The sequence below is a fragment of the Nocardia australiensis genome (genome assembly GCF_020733705.1).
GTDB classification, from domain to species: domain Bacteria; phylum Actinomycetota; class Actinomycetes; order Mycobacteriales; family Mycobacteriaceae; genus Nocardia; species Nocardia australiensis.
In genome coordinates, this window is sequence record NZ_JAJFZM010000001.1 from 2,415,214 (window position 1) to 2,434,616 (window position 19,403).

17 protein-coding genes and 1 pseudogene are annotated in these 19,403 nt (G+C 64.5%); 10 read left to right on the plus strand and 8 right to left on the minus strand.

The window, feature by feature from the left end; translation table 11 throughout:
- The 6 genes from LKE06_RS10865 (at position 1) to LKE06_RS10890 (ending at position 9,737) form a co-directional block, all read left to right on the plus strand.
- Complete coding sequence (locus tag LKE06_RS10865) at positions 1–4,944, plus strand: non-ribosomal peptide synthetase (protein ID WP_227998465.1); 4,944 nt, start codon at positions 1–3, stop codon at positions 4,942–4,944.
- A 20-nt stretch (positions 4,945–4,964) separates the two neighbouring features.
- On the plus strand, positions 4,965–5,933 hold the full coding sequence (locus tag LKE06_RS10870) for an ATP-binding cassette domain-containing protein (RefSeq protein WP_372477323.1): 969 nt from the start codon (positions 4,965–4,967) through the stop codon (positions 5,931–5,933).
- Complete coding sequence (locus LKE06_RS10875; RefSeq protein ID WP_227998467.1) at positions 5,930–6,706, plus strand: ABC transporter permease; 777 nt, start codon at positions 5,930–5,932, stop codon at positions 6,704–6,706. Before LKE06_RS10870 ends, LKE06_RS10875 begins: the two co-directional genes overlap by 4 nt.
- Entirely contained in the window at positions 6,703–7,467 is a 765-nt protein-coding gene (locus LKE06_RS10880) for an ABC transporter permease (protein WP_227998468.1), read from the plus strand. The genes LKE06_RS10875 and LKE06_RS10880 overlap by 4 nt, the downstream gene beginning before the upstream one ends.
- Before the next feature lie 169 nt (positions 7,468–7,636).
- Positions 7,637–9,349: an MFS transporter gene (locus tag LKE06_RS10885; protein ID WP_227999398.1), complete on the plus strand. Its 1,713-nt coding sequence runs from the start codon at positions 7,637–7,639 to the stop codon at positions 9,347–9,349.
- A 112-nt stretch (positions 9,350–9,461) separates the two neighbouring features.
- Complete coding sequence (locus LKE06_RS10890) at positions 9,462–9,737, plus strand: maleylpyruvate isomerase family mycothiol-dependent enzyme (protein WP_227998469.1); 276 nt, start codon at positions 9,462–9,464, stop codon at positions 9,735–9,737.
- A gap of 50 nt (positions 9,738–9,787) precedes the next feature.
- Here LKE06_RS10890 and LKE06_RS10895 read toward each other — a convergent pair whose 3' ends face one another.
- From LKE06_RS10895 to LKE06_RS10905, 3 genes and pseudogenes are all read right to left on the minus strand, one after another.
- Positions 9,788–11,263 (minus strand): HNH endonuclease signature motif containing protein, encoded by a 1,476-nt coding sequence (locus LKE06_RS10895; protein ID WP_227998471.1) that lies wholly within the window; start codon positions 11,261–11,263, stop codon positions 9,788–9,790.
- A gap of 294 nt (positions 11,264–11,557) precedes the next feature.
- Positions 11,558–11,665 (minus strand): annotated as a pseudogene (locus LKE06_RS33125) (hypothetical protein); the annotation flags it as partial.
- Between the two features lie 321 nt (positions 11,666–11,986).
- A complete protein-coding gene (locus LKE06_RS10905) occupies positions 11,987–12,256 on the minus strand; it encodes a hypothetical protein (RefSeq protein ID WP_227998472.1) in 270 nt (89 codons plus the stop codon).
- 45 nt (positions 12,257–12,301) lie between these two features.
- Between LKE06_RS10905 and LKE06_RS10910 the strand changes: the two genes are divergently transcribed.
- The gene (locus LKE06_RS10910; protein ID WP_227998474.1) at positions 12,302–12,559 is read left to right on the plus strand and encodes a hypothetical protein; all 258 of its coding nucleotides are present in this window, start codon (positions 12,302–12,304) and stop codon (positions 12,557–12,559) included.
- A gap of 213 nt (positions 12,560–12,772) precedes the next feature.
- Here the strand turns inward: LKE06_RS10910 and LKE06_RS10915 are convergent, their stop codons facing one another.
- The 4 genes from LKE06_RS10915 to LKE06_RS10930 all read right to left on the minus strand — a co-directional run bounded on the left by LKE06_RS10915 (position 12,773) and on the right by LKE06_RS10930 (position 15,602).
- Positions 12,773–13,018: a TroA family protein gene (locus LKE06_RS10915; protein ID WP_227998477.1), complete on the minus strand. Its 246-nt coding sequence runs from the start codon at positions 13,016–13,018 to the stop codon at positions 12,773–12,775.
- 152 nt (positions 13,019–13,170) lie between these two features.
- The gene (locus LKE06_RS10920; RefSeq protein ID WP_227998478.1) at positions 13,171–13,488 is read right to left on the minus strand and encodes a hypothetical protein; all 318 of its coding nucleotides are present in this window, start codon (positions 13,486–13,488) and stop codon (positions 13,171–13,173) included.
- A 236-nt stretch (positions 13,489–13,724) separates the two neighbouring features.
- Positions 13,725–14,114 carry a cupin domain-containing protein gene (locus LKE06_RS10925; protein WP_227998479.1) on the minus strand — a complete coding sequence of 130 codons (390 nt, stop codon included), beginning with the start codon at positions 14,112–14,114 and terminating at the stop codon, positions 13,725–13,727.
- 39 nt (positions 14,115–14,153) lie between these two features.
- Positions 14,154–15,602 carry an MFS transporter gene (locus LKE06_RS10930; RefSeq protein ID WP_227998480.1) on the minus strand — a complete coding sequence of 483 codons (1,449 nt, stop codon included), beginning with the start codon at positions 15,600–15,602 and terminating at the stop codon, positions 14,154–14,156.
- Positions 15,603–15,671: 69 nt separating this feature from the next.
- Here LKE06_RS10930 and LKE06_RS10935 point away from each other — a divergent pair, with 69 nt between their 5' ends.
- Positions 15,672–16,340 carry a TetR/AcrR family transcriptional regulator gene (locus LKE06_RS10935; protein ID WP_227998482.1) on the plus strand — a complete coding sequence of 223 codons (669 nt, stop codon included), beginning with the start codon at positions 15,672–15,674 and terminating at the stop codon, positions 16,338–16,340.
- Here LKE06_RS10935 and LKE06_RS10940 read toward each other — a convergent pair.
- Complete coding sequence (locus LKE06_RS10940) at positions 16,337–18,370, minus strand: M13 family metallopeptidase (protein ID WP_308188341.1); 2,034 nt, start codon at positions 18,368–18,370, stop codon at positions 16,337–16,339. The two genes, LKE06_RS10935 and LKE06_RS10940, sit on opposite strands and share 4 nt — an antisense overlap.
- A 345-nt stretch (positions 18,371–18,715) precedes the next feature.
- Here LKE06_RS10940 and rplN point away from each other — a divergent pair, with 345 nt between their 5' ends.
- Positions 18,716–19,084: a 50S ribosomal protein L14 gene (gene rplN / locus LKE06_RS10945; RefSeq protein ID WP_227998484.1), complete on the plus strand. Its 369-nt coding sequence runs from the start codon at positions 18,716–18,718 to the stop codon at positions 19,082–19,084.
- Position 19,085: 1 nt separating this feature from the next.
- Entirely contained in the window at positions 19,086–19,403 is a 318-nt protein-coding gene (rplX, locus tag LKE06_RS10950) for a 50S ribosomal protein L24 (RefSeq protein ID WP_227998485.1), read from the plus strand.

A 19,403-nucleotide genomic window follows, 5' to 3' on the forward strand; every position in this document is an offset into this window, starting at 1 on the left:
ATGAGTGTGGATCGGAGCATCCCCGCCGAGATCGAGGACGTGCTCGCACTGAGCCCGCTACAGGAGGGATTGTTCTCGCTGGCGCAGCTGGCGGCGGACGGTGTCGATCTGTACACCATGCAGTTCGTCATCGACGTCGGCGGTCCGGTCGATGTGGCATTGCTGCGTCGCAGTGCCGAGGTGATGTTGGAGCGGCACGCGAACCTGCGAGTGTCGTTCTGGGACAAGGATATTCCTAAGCCGGTGCAGATTGTGCCGAGCTGGGTCGAGCTGCCGTGGGCCGAGATGTCCGCGCGGCCCGAGGAATTCGATGCGATTGCCGAGGCCGACCGACGGCAGCGATTCGACCTCGGCCACGGCCCGGCACTGCGGATCACCCTGGTGACACTGCCGGACGAGCGCCGCCGCATGATCGTGAACGCGCACCACATCCTGATGGACGGCTGGGCGGTCGCGGTATTCTTCCGCGAACTCATTGCCGTGTACGAGGCTGGGGGACAGGCGGATTCGCTGCCGTCTGCGCGTCCCTATCGTGATTACATCGGCTGGCTCGCCGCGCACGACGCGACCACGGCGTTGCAGAGCTGGACGGAATACCTCGCCGACCTGTCGGGCCCGCTCATGCTGGCCGACGGCGCCGCGGCCCAGGTCGGCACGGTCGTGCCGCGAAGGACCCGGCTGAGCCTGGACCTCGCAGACACCGACCGGCTCGTGCGCTGGGCACGCGCCAGTGGTCTCACCATGAGCACCGTGGTGCAATTCGCGTGGGCCGTGGTTCTCGGCAGGCTCACCGATCGCCGCGACGTCGTCTTCGGCACCACCATCTCGGGCCGCCCGGACTCGCTGCCCGGCGTGGAAACCATGATCGGCCTGTTCATCAACACCGTCCCCGCCCGCGTCGTGCTGGATCGCGACGATACCGTCGGCCAACAATGCGCCCGGATGCAGCGCGAGTCGGCGGCCATGCGCGACGCGGGCTACGTCAGCCTGTCGAACATCCAGCGCGCGGCAGGCCACGGCGCCCTCTTCGACGTCCTGTTCGTCTTCGAGAACGCCCCCATCGGCGCGGCCACCGACCCCATCGTCACCCGCGACGGCACCAGATTCCTGCCCGTTTCCATGGAAAGCCTGGTGCACTACCCACTTTCGGTCGTCTCCTACCTCAATGACGGCGTCCTGGTCGTCATGCTGGAAGCCATCGCCGAAGCACTGCCGCATTTCCCGGTCACCGACATCGGCGAGCGAATGCTGGCTGTACTGCGCCAACTACCCGACCACACCAACGCGAGCCCGGACACACTCGACGTCCTACTGCCCGCCGAGCGGGCCGCATTGGCAACGCCAGAACCAGCACAGTCGACATCCCGCAACGGCAACCCAACACTCGCGTACCGCATCGCCGCAGTCCTCGATAGCAGTTCACCAGCCGCGAGTAGCGCTGCAAACCATGCGATGTCAGCCTTGGATGGCGCCGTGGTCGGTTCAGAGACCGTCGTGTCGGCTGTAGACAGTGTGGCTGTCAGCCATACGTCGTCGATTGCAGATTCCGCCTCGGACGCTCGCGCCGACACTGCGTCAGATTCGAATAGCATTGCGGCCGACACCGTGCCCGAGCTGTTCTCGCGTCAAGCCGAGCTCACCCCCGATTCGGTCGCGCTGAGCTCCGGCGACCAGTGGTATACCTATCGTGAGCTGCGCTGCGAGGTCGGTCGGCTTGCCGGTGAGCTTGCCGAACATGGCGTCGGGCCGGAAAGCGTTGTGGCGCTGGTGCTGCCGCGATCGGTCCGGTCGATCATCGCGATTCTGGCAGTGCTGGAAGCGGGTGGTGCGTATGTGCCCATCGACGTGTCGGCGCCGGCTGCGCGCGTCGAATCCATGCTGCGCCAGGCCGGCGCGCGTCTTATGGTGACGGTCGGCGCGTGTTTGCCGCTCTTGGACGGGGCGGACCAACGGACACTGTTGGTGCTCGATGATCCTGTTGTCGCGCGACGGATCGCCGAGCGAGCCATTTCGACGCCACGTCCCGTGCCCGCGCAGTCGTTCGCATATCTCATTTTCACTTCCGGCTCGACCGGAGAACCCAAGGGTGTCATGGGGACTCATGCTGCCTTGGCCAGCTATTTCGCCGACCATCGCGACCGGGTGTACTGCCCGGCGGTTGCTCGGCTCGGTCGCTCGTTGCGCATCGCGCACGCGTGGTCGTTGAGTTTCGACGCGTCCTGGCAGCCCATGATCGGGCTGCTCGACGGACATGCGGTGCACCTGTTCGATGAGTCCGAGATGCGGGACGCGCAGGGTTTGGTCGCGGGGATCGTGCGCCACGAGATCGACATGATCGACACGTCGCCATCGATGTTCACCCAGCTCTCGGCCGCCGGACTGGTGGACGGTGAACGTTTGACCGTGCTCGCTCTCGGCGGCGAGGCCATCGGCGCACCGATGTGGAAGGCATTGCGCGCTCTGCCCGGTACCGCCGTTTACAACTGCTACGGCCCGACCGAAACGACGGTCGAAGCGGTGGTCGCGACCGTGAATACCGGCCGCGATGAGCCGGGCAGCGCCAACCCGACCATCGGCGGACCGGTGGATCGCATGGCGGCCTATGTCTTCGACACCATGCTGCGACCGGTGCCACGCGGCGTTGTCGGCGAGTTGTACCTGTCCGGGGCACAGCTCGCACGCGGTTACATCGGCAGACCAGCGGCGACCGCCGACCGCTTCGTCGCCGATCCGTTCCGCCCTGGCGCGCGCATGTATCGCACCGGTGACCTGGTCCGGCAGCTGCCGGAGGGTGACCTGGCCTACCTCGGCCGCGCCGACGACCAGGTGAAGATTCGCGGCTATCGAATCGAAATCGGCGATATCGAAACAGCGTTGCTGCGACTACCGCAGGTCCGCGCCGGTGCGGTAGTCGTCCTACAGCGCCCCAGCGGGCCAACCCTGGTCGCCTTCGCGGTGCTGGCTGCCCGTGCCGACACCGCAACAATCGGCGCTGATTCTGTGGTGTTGCCGGTCGACGCCGCAGAGCCGGAGAGTGGCTTGTCGGGCGGTCACATCGCTGGCACTGGGCGCGAGACCGAGCCGCCCACCGACACGGCAATACTCGGTGTCGCAGCGTTGCGATCTGCTCTCACCGCCTGCCTACCCGCGTATATGGTTCCGGCGCGGATCATTTCGGTGCCGGAGCTACCGGTCACCCCGAACGGCAAGCTCGACGTGCGGGCGCTCACTTCCCTCGGCCTCGCGACGTTGCAGAGCGCTGGTTCGGCCGAACGCACCCCGCCGCGCACCGAAACCGAGCGGACTTTGTGCGTCGCACTGGCTGACGCGCTCGGCGGCACATCTCCCGGAATCGATGATGACTTCATCGCGCTCGGCATGGACAGCATCGTCGCGATCTCGTTGGTGAATGCGGTACGCCGGGCCGGTCTTTCGGTGAGTCCGGCCATGGTGATGGCTGATCCGACGGTCCGTGATTTGGCTGCCGCGATCGAAGATCGTGCGGCGCAGTTGGATTCGGGTGCTTCGGTGACAGCTCAACCCGGCGAGGTATTACCGACACCGATCATGTCCTGGATGTACGAGCACGGCGGATTTCGCAGACTCGCACTCTCCACGCTGGTCTCGCTGCCCGCGGATTCGGATCGGTCCCGGCTCGAGTCGGTACTACAGGCATTGCTGGACGCACACGACATGCTGCGAGCCCGCGTCACGGCGACCGCGAGTGAACCCCGATTGGAGACGCGAGCGCCCGGAAGTGTTCGCGCGTTCGACATCTATCGTGAAATCGACGCCAGCACAGGTGATTTCGAGAAACTTCTCGAGGAGTGCTCGCGAGCTGCTATCGATCGCATAGACCCGTTCGCGGGCATCATGATTCAGGCTGTGCGCTTCCGGAGACCCGATAAGGCGGACGTGCTGCTGCTGTCGATTCACCATCTCGCGGTGGACCCGGTCTCCTGGCACATCATTCTGGCGGATCTGGCCGATGCCTGGCAGCAGCTCGACAACGAACAGCCCATGCTCACCCCCGAACTCACCGGCTACCGGCAATGGTCGGAACTGCTGAATGAACGCCGCGACGAACCGGAAGTGCTCGCCCAGCGCGACTTCTGGTCGGAGCAGCTCTCTGGCTCCGATCCCGAACTCGGCCTGCGCCGCCCGGACCCGTCGGTCGACACCTGGTCCTCGTACCGGCTGACCCCGTCGTTCACCACCGCGGAGATAACCCGGCGCGTTCTCACCGGGCTCGGACCCGATCGCGGCATGCGCGAATTCCTGCTCACCGCCCTGGCTATCACCCTCGCGACCTGGCGCGCCGAACGCGATCAGGATCCTTCGGACGGCGCACTCGTAGCGCTGGAGGGCCACGGCCGGGAAGACGCGACCGTCGGCGCGGTCGACACGTCGCGCACTGTCGGCTGGTTCACCACCGTATATCCGGTCCGGGTCGGCGCGGGCTCGCCGATCGACATCACCCGCGCCGAATCCGATCCGTACGCCGTCGCATCCATCATGAAATCCATTGCCGTGCAATTGGATAGTGTGCCGAACAAGGGTCTCGACTACGGCATCCTCCGCTACGGCGGCGCCAACCCGGAATTCGCGACCGCCCCGGATCCCCAGATCATGCTCGACTACCTGGGCCGTATGGACCTCGCTAGCTCGTCGAATGCGGCGTGGTCGCCAATCACGGATCTCGCTTTGCACAGGTGTCTTCCCATCGCACCCGAACCGGAGATGCCGTTGCGTTACGCATTAGACCTGGTAGTCGCGGTATATCCGGGCCGGGACGGCCCACAGCTGGCCACCCTGTTCCGCTGGAGCGACGCACTGTTCGACGCATCCGCGATCGACCGCTGCGCGGCCATTTGGCAACGCGCCGTCGCGGCCGTAGCGCACACACTCCAGGACAACCGAGTCGAAATCGAGGCAGCCCGATGAACGGAAAGGTACGCGACACTGTGAGTACCAGCACCGCCGCAATCGTGGTCGAGGACGTGCGCAAGTCATTCGGTGACGTGCACGCGGTCCGCGGCCTGTCCTTCTCCGCCCCCGCGGGCAGCGTCCTCGGCGTGCTCGGCCCGAATGGCGCGGGCAAGACCACCACCGTCTCGATCCTGTCGACGCTCACCAAGCCGGATGCCGGACGCGCCATGGTGGCCGGCCATGATGTCGTCCGCGAGGCCGCGGCAGTCCGTGCGTCCATCATGCTGACCGGGCAGTACGCGGCGTTGGACGAGGTGCTGACCGGTCGCGAGAACCTGGTGCTTTTCGGCCGGTTGATGGGTTTGCGCCCTAAACGGGCGCGGGCCCGCGCCGTGGAGCTGCTCGAACAGTTCGACCTGACCGCAGCGGCCGACCGACGCGTCGGCGGCTACTCCGGTGGTATGCGCAGACGTATCGATATCGCCTGTGGTCTGGTGCGCCGGCCGAAAGTGGTGTTCCTCGATGAGCCGACCACCGGCCTGGACCCGGTGAGTAGGCAGGGCGTGTGGTCGCTGGTGCGCCTCCTCAAGGAGCAGGGTGTCACGATTCTGCTCACCACGCAGTACCTCGAGGAGGCGGATGCGTTGAGCGACAACATCATTGTCATCGACAAGGGCACCGTGATCGCCGAGGGCACCGCCGACGAACTGAAGGCCCGTTCCGGATCGAGCTTCTGCGAGGTGGTTCCGGTCGACGCGGCCGATGTGGCCGCTGTCGTCACCGCATTGCACGGCCTCGGCGCCATCACCGTCGCCGAATCCGCGGACCGGGTCTCGCTGCCTGCCCCGGACGGTGCGGCCACGTTGGCCGAGGCGCTGCGCCGAATCACCGATGCCCGAATCGAACTCATCGATATCGCATTGCGTCGCCCCTCGCTCGATGAGGTGTTCATCGAGCTGACAACTCCGCAGCGCGTCCCGGCAGCGAGTGAGGCGAACGCTTGAGTATCGAAACAGCCTCTGCCGCCACGATTCCTGCCGGCATGCAATGGAGTGCGTTGAGCGGGCGGACCATTCGCGGCGCCGTCCGCGAGGGCGATCTCGCCTTCGGTTTCCTGGCGCCGATGATCTTCTTCCTGTGCTTCTATGTGCCGCTGCGCAAATCGATGGAAGCAGTCGATGGCGGCTACGCACAGTATTTGGTGCCGGTAATAGTGCTGCAGGGAATGTTCTTCACCGCGATGTCGGCCGGTGATCGTGCCGCGCGCGACACCTTCAGCGGTATGGGAACTCGTATGCGCTCGATGCCGGTGCGGCCGTGGGTTCCGCTCGCGGCTCGAATGTCGGCGAATTCAGTGCGCGCAGTCGTCGGTTTGGCGGGTGCGCTGGTCATCGGCTCGATCTTCGGCTTCCGATTCCACAGTGCGGCAACCGCTCTCGTCTTCCTGGTGCTCGCGCTCGCTTTCGGTGTCGCATTGGTTGTCGGCGCGGATACCCTCGGTGTTGCCACGGGCAAGCCGGAGATCGGCGCGTCGGCACTGTTGGCGCCGCAATTGCTGTTGATCATGATGTCGACGGGTTTCGTTCCAGCGGAGGGCTTTCCGGGCTGGATCCAGCCATTCGTGCGCAATCAGCCGGTATCGCAGGCGGCCGCGGCCCTGCGTGATCTCGCCGAAGGCCGGTTCACTTCGGTGCTCGGCGTCGCGGCGGCCTGGGCCTTCGGTTTGATCGTGGCGTTCACCGTGGTGTCGGTGTGGGTGGAAAGGCGGCGGGCATGAGGACGCTGATCGACCAGAGCCTTGTGGAAACGGGCAGACTGCTGCGGCGCTGGCCGCGCGAGCAGGAGGTATTAACCTCGACACTGGTCCTGCCGGTACTGCTGCTGCTGATGTATCAACTGGTGTTGAACAAGTTCCTCAGCGCGTCCACCGGTGTGGACGCCATCTACGGTTTCGTTCCGATGATCGCGGTGACCGGTGCCATGTACGGTGCGATGGGCACTGGCCTTTCGCTGTACGCGGAGCGGGAAAGTGGTCTGCTGCGCCGGTTTTGGGTGCTGCCGGTGCATCGCGCGTCCGCCCTGATCGGCAGGTTGCTCGCCGAATGCGGGCGTACCCTCATCGCCACGGTCGTCGTGGTCGCGCTGGGAGTCGCGCTGGGACTGCGTTTTCAACAGGGATGGTGGGGTGCACTCGGTGTGCTCGCCATTCCGGTGCTGTTGATTCCTGGCTTCGCCACGATGGTGATCACCGTCGGCGTGACCAAGGCGGGAAACAAGGTCGTCCAGCTGTTCTCGGCGCTCGTGCTACTGGGGATGTTCTTCAACTCCGGTTTCGTCCCGGTCGAGAACTACCCCGGCTGGCTCCAGCCGCTGGTCCGGGTTCAGCCGATGAGTTGCGCCATCGAGGCCATGCGCGCGTTCACTCTCGGCGGCCCCGTAGCGACCCCGCTTTTGCAAACCCTCGCCTGGTCTGTCGGGCTATCTCTTGCCTTCGGCGCCCTAGCGGTTCGTGGCTACCGCGCGGCGGCCGAAAGTTGATCTACCAGGGCAAACCGGTAATCGGACGAACTGGACATATAGCTTCTCAACTTGATCGTTACATCAGCTAATTATATAGTTCGCTGGGGTAACCATTTTGTTAGGGGCCGTTGTGACAATTCAAAATGATGATCTCGACCTGGCCGACGTCCAGACCATTCGCCGACGAATGCGATACGACCGAGAGCATCCGCATTACAAGTGGATCGTCCTGACGAACACGACCATCGGTGTCCTGTTGAGCGCGATCAACGCATCGATCGTGCTCATCTCGCTGCCCGCGATCTTCCGTGGTGTCGGACTGAACCCGTTGGCCGCCGGCAACGTCGGCTATCTGCTCTGGATGCTGATGGGGTACCTGCTCGTCACCGCCGTGCTTGTGGTGATGTTCGGGCGTCTCGGTGACATCTACGGCCGGGTCAAGATCTACAACCTCGGCTTCGCGGTATTCGCGTTCACCGCCGTCGCGCTGTCCTTCGATCCGTTCAGCGGCGGTGCGGGCGCGATGTGGATCATTATCTGGCGCGTGTTCCAAGGCGTCGGCGGCGCGATGCTGATGGCCAACTCGACCGCTATCCTCACCGACGCGTTCCCGGCCAAACAGCGCGGTACCGCGCTCGGCATCAATATGGTCGCCGCCGTCGCCGGCTCCTTCCTCGGCCTGCTCATCGGTGGTGTGCTGTCGGAATGGGATTGGCGCGCGGTGTTCTGGGTGAGCGTGCCGCTCGGCATCATCGGCGCCATCTGGTCCTACCGCTCGCTGCACGAGGTAGGGGAACGTACCCACGGCAAGGTCGACTGGGCGGGCACAATCACCTTCGCGGTCGGGCTCACCGCGCTGCTCACCGGCATCACTTACGGCATCCAGCCCTACGGTGGACATCCCACCGGCTGGACGAATCCGTGGGTGCTGGCGGCGGTCATCGGCGGGCTCGGCGGGCTCGGCGTCTTCTGCTTCGTCGAATCCAAGGTCGCCGAGCCGATGTTCCACCTCGCGCTGTTCCGCAACCGCGCCTTCGGCCTCGGGAACTTCGCCAACCTGATGGTCTCGATCGGTCGCGGCGGCATGCAGTTCATGCTGATCATCTGGTTGCAGGGCATCTGGCTTCCCCTGCACGGCTACAGCTTCGAATCGACGCCACTGTGGGCAGGTATCTACCTGCTGCCGCTTACCGTGGGATTCCTTGCCGCCGGACCGGTTTCGGGCTGGCTGTCGGACCGCTACGGTTCGCGCCCGTTCACCACCGGTGGTGCGATTGTGGCCGCCGTGACGTTCCTGCTGCTGCTCGTCATCCCCGTCGACTTCAACTACCTGGCCTTCGCGGTGATAATCCTGGTCAACGGCATCGGCTGTGGCCTGTTCATCTCGCCGAACACCGCCGCCATCATGTCCAGCGTGCCCGCCGCCCAGCGCGGCGCGGCCTCCGGTATGCGTGGCACGCTATTCAACGGCGGCAACGCTCTGTCCATGGGAATCTTCTTCTCCCTCATGGTCGTCGGCCTCGCCGCCAGCCTCCCGTCGGCATTGGATTCCGGCCTGCGCGCCCAGGGCGTGTCCCCGGGCGCCGCCGCCGACATCGCCAACATGCCGCCGGTCGCCAGCATGTTCGCCGCCTTCCTCGGCTTCAACCCCATCCAGGAATTGCTCGGTCCCACCGGGGAATTGGCCAAACCGGGTGTCAACGCCGATACCCTCACCGGCCAAGAATTCTTCCCCCACCTCCTCACCGGCCCCTTCCACACCGGCCTGGTCGTAGTCTTTGTCTCCGCGGCCGTAATGATGTTGCTGGCGGCCATCGCCTCCTACTTCGCCGGCGATAAGACCATCGAGGAACAAGAGGCCGAACTCGCCGAGGCCGACGAACTGGTCGCTGCCCGCTGATCGCGCCGTCGACCAGCCCCGCCTGATAGGTCCGGCCGCACCACCGTTCATGTGGCCGAAATGGGTTGAAACTCGTGGGCGACTCGGCGGGCGGGACCGTATTCTCGGCGGCGTGACCGACAGTTATGTCGAGGACCTCGCGCGTGCGAACACGGCCGTGGGTGAGCTGATCGCCGAAATTCGTTCGGAGCAATGGAAGGCGCCGACGCCGTGCACCGAATGGGACGTGCGGGACGTGGTGAATCACCTGGTGGTGATGAATCTGGTGTTCGTGGCTCTGCTCGGCGGCACCCCCGCGCCGGAGCGTGGCGTGAACCATCTTGGTGACGACCCGGTCGCGGCCTATCGGGCATCCGCGGCCGCGTTAGAGGCTGCCTTCGCCGTGTGAAACCCGCTCCCCGGGCAATGGCATAAGCCATGGTTGACTGCGCGGCCGTGTCAGGCTGCGTTGCTGTCGGACGGCGGGTGTTTTCGCGGCCGTTGGTGGAGTTCATCGCGGTCGTGTATGTGGGTGAGGGCTTTGGCGAGGAGTTCGCCGGGGTGGTGGCGGTGGTTGACGCGTGGTGTTCGGGTGGGGTCGATGTGGGGTGGGGCTATCCAGGCGGTGCGGCCCGGGTGGGTTGAATCTGATTCGAGGACAAGGGTTTTCCAGCCGCCGGGGCCATCGTGGATGAGGGCGTGGCAGTGATCGCAAGCCAAGGTCTCATTGCCGATATCGGTGAGCCCGCCGGTGTTCCATCCGGTGACGTGATGGGTGGCGCAAAGGCTGGCCGGGGCATCACAGCCTGGCCGGGTGCAACCGCGGATGGACGCGATCAACGCCAGTCGTTGTCCGGCACTGGCTAACCGTTTGGTGCGACCGAAATGTAGTGGCACGCCTCGGTGGTCGAACACCATAAGGAATGGTTGTGCACGCTCGGCGAGCTTCAACGCTTCGGCGACGGGGATGGTGCCGCCGGTAGCGGTGGTTGCGACACCCGCCGCGCGTTCTACGTCGGCGACGCTCATGGTCAGGATGGTCGAAACCGGTATTCCGCGATGTGCCCCGAGTCGCTGGGCCGGTATCTCGAGTTGCAGCAGCGCTATCAGGCCGTCGTGATTGCGCTGCGCTACGGTCCGGTAGTCGCGAGCGGCAGCGGCGACCATCGCGTCACGGTCGATGTATTCGCAGTTCCCGGAGGGGCTTTCGGGGTCATCGGGATTATTCATCCCTGGTCGCGCCAGTTTCGCCAGTACCGGATCCAGTAGTGCGCGCAGGGTGGGGGTGATTTCACCATGAATGGGGGACATACCGTCAGCGCGTTGGCGTCCGATGGTGACCGCGCGCATCCGTTGACGGTCTCCGTCGTCGGTGAGTTTTCCGTCGGGGTCCAGATAGGCGAGTATCGCGTCGCCCACTTTTGGGATGTCGTCGGGGGAACCGGTGCGGGCATGTTCGGCGAGAACTTGTTCGGCCGCTTCGAAATCCGGATCCGAGGTGGAGCCGGGGACTCGTTTCAATACCGCTGCGATTCGGGCGGCGTGGTCGGCGGAAATATCGCCCGCAACTAGCGCGGCGGCCGTTCGGGGGTGCTGTGGCTGGTGGGTTTCGCCGGACATGTCGTGCCACATGCCGAGGGAATGTGCGGCGGCGATCCGCCGGGTTGCTTCCTGACCGGACAGGCGAAGGGTTTCGGTCAGGAACCCCTTCGGTCCATGTGCGCCGACCCGGGCCGGGATGTGGCGTTCGATCACCTCGACTGTCAGCCGGTTGGTCAGCGCGGTCAGCATGCGAGTGCTGCGTTCGACATCGCGCAGCAGATCGGTAACCGCGTCGTCGGAGAGGCTGGTAAGCGGCTCTTCGAGCAGGCTCGTCACAGCGGTCAGCAGCGGGTCGGTGACCCGCTGCTGACCCGCCTCACTGCTCGAACGCATGTTCTAATGCTAGCGGGAATGGCTGGCCTGCGCACTATCAAATGTATTCTGATCTGCGGCTTTTCACATTTGAACAGTGGGTGTGGGGTGAGATCAGTTCTGTGCGGATGCGCGAGGTGTTCGGCGCCTGCGTGGTGTCGAGTGACCAGTGATCTGTACGCCGATCCAAAGTCGGGAATCGGTCCCGCACAGTCCTCGCATCCACGATGTCTTGACGCTGAAATGGCGAAATGCCCAGCGCGCCAGGGGTTTCGGTGGTCACGCAGGGCTGCGAGCGGTCGAACTCGCTATCGTTCACGTGTGTTGTGAAGGCGTCCCACTTGCTGGACGTGAAGACGAGCGCTGGGCCAGTGTGGTTTTGGAGCCTCGGATGCCTACATGCCCTCCGTCGAGGAACGCTACCTCAACACATTCCTGAGAGGCGCTGCTGCGGCTGCTCTTGAATCACTTGGCAGCATCTCGATCTATGGGATGTCATGCGTTAGGACTGCTGCGCCGCCCTGTTGGATCCGGCCGACCTCCCCGCCTCGGGTGCGAGGGTTTGGTTTGGTGTCCGAAATAAGTTCTCGGCAAACAGCATTCGCCGGTTCTATCGAAGCGTTTCTCGACCTGTTCCACGGCGAAACTCCGGCGAAGCGCGCAGCGGCCCCATTGGACAGCGCACCCTTCGTTCAATGGTCCGACGGTTTCGTGCTGTGCCGTTGAGGAGGCCGGGCGTGACGATTAGCCACCGCGCGACACGTCGGCATACGCGTCGTCGAATAGAGCCCAACCGTCGCGACGGCCCACCGTGCGTGCTGCGGCCATCCACCCTGCGGCATCGGCGGCGTCGACGAACGCGCGAACCACGCGTGGTTTGTTCAGGTTCATTAGGCGATCGCCCAATGAGATATCACCGGCGGCGGACATACCGCCGTCGGAGACCCAGCGCCCCGCGCCTGGCTCGAATATCAGCGTCAGCCCTACCGTCGATCCGAGTTGTCGGAGGCGCAAGATTTCCTGGCAGCCATCCCTGTGTCGGTGGTAGTTACTCCAGAGATGCCGCTGCGTGTCGATGGTGAGTACTCGGCGGCGGTGCTTGGTCATGCACCAGGCTACATGCGGGTTCGTGATTCGCCAGCGGTGGTGAGCCTCGTCGCCGGGCTCGCGCTGTGGGGCACGGACCTGTGCAACGAGATCCAGCACCGGCTGGACCGCTACCTGCACATCGACGTGAAAACCAGCGCTGTTTTCCTCGACGGTCAAGAAAGCGACCGCGCCCTTTTTGACCGCGGGCAGATCGTTGTAACCGGGTAGCTGGCGGTACTTTTCGTCCATGCCGGGGAGTAGCCGGCCAACAGTAGATCGGCGGAGAGTTCGTCGACACGTTCCGGAGACAGCGCCAGCCTGCCCTGGTTGGCGGGCTGCTCGGTGAGGTTCTTCGGGATGCCGATGCCGAGCTGGGTGAAGATCTTGCTGGAACCGTCGTTCGGATCACCTGGTTCTGCCAGGTCCCGACGGCCTCTTTGCTCAGCGCGGGCAGCGTGGGGCGAGTTCGGGAAGCTCGTCATAGGTCTTCTGATCCGCCAGAAATCCATCCAGCAGAATCAGATCCGGCTCTAACGCCGCCACCTGTTCGGCAATATTGCCGGTGGTGTTCAGCGCCTTGGCGGAACTCAGCGAGTCCGGTTCCCATGGCGGATTCGTCTTCGACGCCGCGGCGACATTGTCCACATAGCCGACCGGCGTCACCCCGAGCGCCAGTGCCGTGTCCATCCACTGATTACCCAGTGTGACAACCCTTTTCGGCGTGCCCTCGACAGTGGTCGTGCCCCGGGCGTGGGTAATGGTGACCAGCGCCGGTCGGCGTGGTGGGTTGAGCGTATCGGCGTCCGGATCGCGTGAGTGCTTTCGTAATCCCTGACGGTTCAGGCGCAGACGCGGTTGAGTTCGTTCGTGGCGGGGTCCAGGTCGGTGATGTTGTCATCGACCAAGGCGTTGGCGTAGCCGTTGATAGCATCCTTTTCTTCGCCAACGGCCAGGGCGGCCAGGCCCGACAGCCTGTCGGACAAAGCTTGCTGGGTGGCATCGTCCAGGGTGTCGCCGCTGTTATAGATCGCGGCGTTGATCAGCTCGATGGCTTTGGCGCAGGTGAGGGACTTCGCGTGTGCGGGCGCGGCGGGCAGGACCTGCAGGGTGGCGGCCACCGCCGCGGTCAGCAAAGCAGCGGAGAAGAGCTTTATCATGATGTCCTCGAGTAACTTTCAACATGAAGGTCTGCGACTCACCTGAGCGGACCTCTCGGGCTCACACCATACCTAGTCACCGTCCGATACCGGCAACAAGGTTCTTCGAATGGTGGCAAGCGTGAGCCCTTGGCCTGCAAGCACCTGCAACCGATCCAACGTCGATTTCTGGCAAAGCAAGCGTGTTGATCCCATGGCGGCGTGATGGCTGATCAGGTGCAGACAATCCCGCTGCCCTAAGCCAGGTTTGCGGGTTCCCGTCTGGTGTCGCGTCGCAACCCCACCGACATGATGTCGGAGGGCTGGTCGAGTTCGATGCGGTGCCAGCGTCCCCGGGGGATGACGACGCTGGTGCCGGAGGTCAGACGCACCATGGTTTCCGGGTCGTCGGGATGTTCGGGTCGCAGGTAGAGGCGCAGCGCGCCGGAGAGGCAGCAGACGGCTTCTTCGGCTGCGGGGTGGACTTCCCATTCATCGGAATGGACATCGGCGTCGGTTTCGACGTGGAAGGTGGCGAGTTGCCAGCCGCCGAGGTCGGTGGCCATCCGGCGCTCGCCCGGTCGTACCTCGCCATCGGGCAAGAAGTGCAGGCCGGTGGCGAACATATCGATCAGTGTCAGGGGCATTGAGAGTCCTTTCTCGGGGTGGGTATTCGATGTGGTGCGTTAGGGGCGTGCGGCCGAAAGTTCTTCGTGGCGAGACACTTTCGGTGCGCTTGTAGATCTGCTGCGAGCCGACGGCAGAATTGAGGCCGCGACCAGCGCCGCGGTGGCGAACAGCAGCGCGGCAATGCCGAGACCGAGTGCGTAACCGTCATTGAGCCCGATCGGGTCGATTCGAGTGCCGGTGCGGCCCGCGGCAATTGTGGCGAGCGCGGCCACGCCGACGCTGCCGCCGAGTTGCCTGGCGCTGTTGAAGACGCCTGACGCCATCCCTGCCTCCGGGCCGCTGACGCCCATCGTCGCGGCTGCGGCGACTGGAGCCAGGCATAGACCGAGGCCGAAGCCGCCGACCAGCGAGGGGCCGAGCACGTCGGCTAGGAAACTTCCGTCGGGGCTGATCAGCGCGAACCAGCCGATGCCCGCAGCCGTGAGTAAACCGCCGCCGACCAGGGGCGTCTTGGGGGAACGGCGTGCCCCGAGGCGGGTGGCGACGATGGTGCCGACGATGACGGCCAGCGAGAACGGTACAAACGCCGCCCCGGTCGCCCCCGCGCTCATGCCGAGCACCTGCTGCATGTATAGCGACATCAGGTAGAAAGCGGCGAATTGTCCTGCGGCGGCGAAGAATACGAATATGTTCGCGCCCGTTACCCAGCGGCTGCGCAAGAGTCCGAGGCGAACGAGCGGAGTTCTGGCAAACCGTGCCTCCACGACGGCGAAGCAGGCCAGCAGGACCAAACCGGCGGCCAGCGTGGTGCAGGTGATTCCCGAAGCCCAGCCGTGACGATCTGTGCGCACGACGCCGACCACCAGCAGGCCGACGCCGCTGGTCGCGAGCACCGCGCCGACCATGTCCAGCCGTTCGCCGTTGCGACCTCGCTCATCCGCCGCGACGCCGACCAGCACCGCGCCGAGTGCGATCGCCACGATCGGAATATTGATCAGCATTACCCACCGCCAGGTCGCGTACTCGGTCAAAAGCCCGCCGACCAGCACGCCCATTGCTCCACCGGCGGCATTCACCGCGCTCCACACCCCGAGTGCGCGCACCCGCGCTGGCCCCTCGGTAAAGGTGGTGGTCAACGTGGAAAGCGCGGCGGGTGCCACGGCCGCCGCCGCCAAGCCCTGTAGGGCGCGTGCGGCGACGAGTTGCCAGGGTTCCTGCGCGAAACCGCCTGCTATCGAAGCGATTCCGAATACGACCAGCCCCGCGGCGAACAGTCGGCGCCGCCCGAATAGGTCGCAAGCCTTGCCTCCGAGTAGGAGGAACCCGCCGAAGGTCAACGCGTAGATGTGTACCACCCACGCCAGATCCAGCGGCTGGAATCCCAACTCCGCGCGGATGGCGGGTAGCGCGACGTTCACCACCGCCATATCGAGCGCAACCATGAATTGCGCCACGGCCACCGCCGTCAAGGCGAGGGCAGGCCGCTCGCGCCAGTTCTTATACATGTATAAAAACTAACGCAATCGATGTCCCGTGTCCACACCCTGCTTCGGAGATGGGTGATGATGGACGTCATGCCGAACCCGTCGACGCAGCGCAACCGCACCGGAAGGCCCCCGCGAATCTCGCTCCCGGAGATCCTCGCCGCGGCCCATTCGGTCATCGACGCCGACGGCGTGGAAAAGCTGACGATGCGCCGCCTGGCCACCGAACTCGGCTGCACGCCGATGGCGCTCTACCACCATGTGCGCGACAAGGAGGACCTACTACGGCTGCTGCTGAACGACTACGCCGACCGTGTCGTCTGGCCCGATCTGCCGGAGGATCCCCGCGAGCGAATCTTGGTCGCCGCCAAGGCAATGCATGATGTGCTCGCCGCTCGCTCCTGGATCGTCGACGTGCTCGTGGCGGACGATCTGTTCGGCGTCGCGGCCCTCTGGGTGAGCGAATCCGTCATCGATGCCGCCATGCGTGCCGGCCTGGCCCCCGAAACGGCCGTCCATGCCTACCGTGCGATCTGGCACTACACCGCGGGCAGTCTCATTTCGCACGCCAAATCGGCCCGCCGCGCCGCCGAAGACCGACCCACCTACCGTGCGTCGGTCTTCGCCGACCTGGACCCCGAAACCCTGCCCCGCTTAGCGGCCCTCGGCCCGCGCTGGGGCGAACTCACCTCGGCCGACATCTATGAATATGGCCTGCGAGCATTGGTCGACGGCCTACTCGCCGGCAAGGACGGTTAGAAACTGACGCGTTGATCCTGCGGCATGAACAGCTTGTCGCCCTCCTTGACGCCGAAGGTGTTGTAGAACTCGGCGAGGTTGCGGACCACCTGGTTGCAGCGGAACTCGTTGGGGGAGTGGACGTCCTGTAGCCCCTGAATGGTGGCTTCCTCGGTCTGCTTGTCCCGCCAGCCGCGTGCCCAGGACAGGAACATCTGCTGGTAGTCCGGTTCGATGCCCTCGCGCTGTGCCGCGATGCGGTACGCCTCCAGCGCGATCTGGAGTCCGCGCAGGTCGGCCAGGTTCTCGCCGACGGTGAGCGCGCCGTCGACATGGTATTTGGGATCGAGACCTTCGGGGACAAGGACGTTGTACTGATCGATGAGCCGCTGTGTCTTGGCTTCGAACGCGGCCATATCCTCGGGGGTCCACCAGTCGCGGCGATTACCGTCCGCGTCGTATTTAGAGCCCTGATCATCGAAGCCGTGCCCGATCTCGTGCCCGATGGTCGCCCCGACACCGCCGTAATTGACCGCGGTCGTGGCGTCCTTGTCGAAGAACGGCGGCTGCAAATATGCGGCGGGGAACGTGATTTGGTTACTGGTTGGGGCGTAGTAGGCGTTCACCGTCTGTGGCGACATACCCCATTCGGACTTGTCCACCGGAGTGCCCAATCGATTGAATGCCTTCTTCGATTGGAAAGTGTTGACAGCGAGGAGTGATTCGACGAGCTCGCCCTGGGTGATCTTCAAATCGGAGTAGTCGTCCCAGGAGTCCGGATAACCGATCCTGGCCTCGATCTTGTCGAGCTTGACGATCGAGGCTTCCCGGGTCGGCTGCGACATCCAGGTGGAATCGGTGAAGTTGGTCTTGTACGCGGCCATCAGATCGGCGACCATTTCCTCGGCGCGATCCTTGGCATGCGGCGGAAAGTGTTTGTCGACATACAGTTTGCCGAGCTGGTCGCTGAGATTCTCATCCACGACACCCACTGCCGACTTCCACATCTCCGGGCGTTCGTCGATGCCGTTGAGCACCCTGCCGACAAAATCGAAACGAGCATCGGCGATGACCTTGGGGAGGAACCGGGCGAAGTTCGCGGTCACGCTGGTTCGCAGGTATTCACGCCACACCGCGATATCGACCTCGGCCCACAGTTTCGCCGCCGCGGTCACGAACGACGGCTGGGAAACAACCAGCTGATCGAATAGCTGGCGGGGCCGGTCGGTATTGCCCGCCATCCACGGATCCCAATCGAATTGCGGTCCGAGCGCGGTCAATTCGGACCAGCTCATCAGGTTGTAGGTGGCGTCGGTATTCCGGTTGCGCACGCTGTCCCAGTGCCCGGCCGCGAGCTTGGTCTCTAGATCGACCACCCGCTTCGCGATCCCGGGCGGATCGGCGAAACCCGCACCAGCGGACATCTTTTCGATGTAGGTCTGATAACCGGCCAGCTGCGTCGAGTACTCGGGCTTGCGGTAGTACTGCTCGCCCAAACCGAGACCGGACTGGCTGATCGTCGGGATGTATTTGGTGGAGTCCTTGCGATCGATGCCGATACCGATGCCGATCACGCCCGAAATCGGCAGCTCGGCCATCACCTTGGCCAGATCCGCTTTGGTCGCCGCGCCGTCGATCTTGGCGTAGAGGTCGGCCAGCGGTGTCATACCGAGGCGTTCGATCGTGTCGAGATCGAGCCTGGCGTCATAGAGGTCACGAATCTGCTGCGCCTCCGAACCCGCCTCCGGATCCTTGATGCCCTCGATGATTTCGCGCAGCTGTTGCTGGGTTCGGTCGTTGGCCTCACTGATCGCACCGACGGCCGCCTTGTCCGGTGGCAGTTGGTAGTCGCGCAGCCAGGTGCCGTTGACATGCCGATACAGATCGTCCTGCGGCCGGATCGCATTATCGGCACCACCCAGATCGACCCCGGTGAGCTGCGCCGTGTCCTCGCGTGAGCAGGACATCAGCGTCGCGGCGGCCGGAACCACCCCGAGCGCGATCAGGAAGGTGCGACGGCCAAGCTGGACCGGACGACCGGAAGATGCCACGTGAATCCTCTCCCCGATGCGGCGACGCCGCACGTGTACCAACAGCAACTGCGAGCGAGGCTACCGGCGCGGCGGGGCATCGGCGCGGATTCGCTCGGCGCGGGTACCCAGCGCTGAGAGGTCATCGGGTGCGGTATCACCCTGGATTTGGGCCGACCTGCGCATTCGCCTACACTAGACCGGTTGCCAGCGGGAGCTATGCCCGCGATTCGGCCGCGAACCCCCAGTGGTTGGGTCCTCGTGATCCAGGAAATCGCTGGCAGGCGCGCGTTCGGGTGGCAATAGGACCATGCCCGTCGGGTCGGCAATCCGGCGTGCGTATACATCCAGGTCAAGGAGGCTGAAGTGATTCAGCAGGAGTCGCGACTGCGTGTCGCCGACAACACGGGTGCGAAGGAAATCCTCTGCATCCGCGTTCTCGGTGGCTCGTCCCGTCGCTATGCCGGTATCGGCGACATCATTGTCGCCACTGTGAAAGATGCCATCCCCGGCGGCAACGTCAAGCGGGGTGAGGTCGTCAAGGCCGTCATCGTGCGCACCACCAAGGAGCGCCGCCGTCCGGACGGTTCCTACATCAAGTTCGATGAGAACGCCGCCGTGCTCATCAAGCCGGACAACGACCCGCGTGGCACCCGCATCTTCGGCCCGGTCGGCCGTGAGCTGCGCGAGAAGAAGTTCATGAAGATCGTTTCGCTGGCCCCGGAGGTGCTCTGACATGAAGGTGCACAAGGGCGACACCGTGCTCGTCATCTCGGGTAAGGACAAGGGCGCGAAGGGCAAGGTCATCCAGGCCTACCCGGCGACCGGTAAGGTCCTGGTCGAGGGCGTGAACCGGATCAAGAAGCACGTCGCGAACTCCACCAACCAGCGCGGCGCCTCCTCTGGCGGCATCGTGACTCAGGAAGCCCCGATCCAGGCCTCGAACGTGATGGTCGTCGACTCCGATGGCAAGCCGACCCGTGTCGGTTACCGCACCGACGAGGAGAGCGGCAAGCGGGTCCGGATCTCCCGTAAGAACGGGAAGGACATCTGA

Bases quoted from the DNA above. Each gene is read 5' to 3' on its own strand.
- LKE06_RS10865 (WP_227998465.1), top strand. From the start codon at position 1: ATGAGTGTGGATCGGAGCATCCCCGCCGAGATCGAGGACGTGCTCGCA.
- LKE06_RS10880 (WP_227998468.1), top strand. From the start codon at position 6,703: ATGAGGACGCTGATCGACCAGAGCCTTGTGGAAACGGGCAGACTGCTG.
- LKE06_RS10885 (WP_227999398.1), top strand. From the start codon at position 7,637: ATGCGATACGACCGAGAGCATCCGCATTACAAGTGGATCGTCCTGACG.
- LKE06_RS10895 (WP_227998471.1), bottom strand. From the start codon at position 11,263: ATGCGTTCGAGCAGTGAGGCGGGTCAGCAGCGGGTCACCGACCCGCTG.
- LKE06_RS10910 (WP_227998474.1), top strand. From the start codon at position 12,302: ATGCCGCTGCGTGTCGATGGTGAGTACTCGGCGGCGGTGCTTGGTCAT.
- LKE06_RS10915 (WP_227998477.1), bottom strand. From the start codon at position 13,018: ATGGACACGGCACTGGCGCTCGGGGTGACGCCGGTCGGCTATGTGGAC.
- LKE06_RS10920 (WP_227998478.1), bottom strand. From the start codon at position 13,488: ATGATAAAGCTCTTCTCCGCTGCTTTGCTGACCGCGGCGGTGGCCGCC.
- LKE06_RS10925 (WP_227998479.1), bottom strand. From the start codon at position 14,114: ATGCCCCTGACACTGATCGATATGTTCGCCACCGGCCTGCACTTCTTG.
- LKE06_RS10930 (WP_227998480.1), bottom strand. From the start codon at position 15,602: ATGTATAAGAACTGGCGCGAGCGGCCTGCCCTCGCCTTGACGGCGGTG.
- LKE06_RS10935 (WP_227998482.1), top strand. From the start codon at position 15,672: ATGCCGAACCCGTCGACGCAGCGCAACCGCACCGGAAGGCCCCCGCGA.
- rplX (WP_227998485.1), top strand. From the start codon at position 19,086: ATGAAGGTGCACAAGGGCGACACCGTGCTCGTCATCTCGGGTAAGGAC.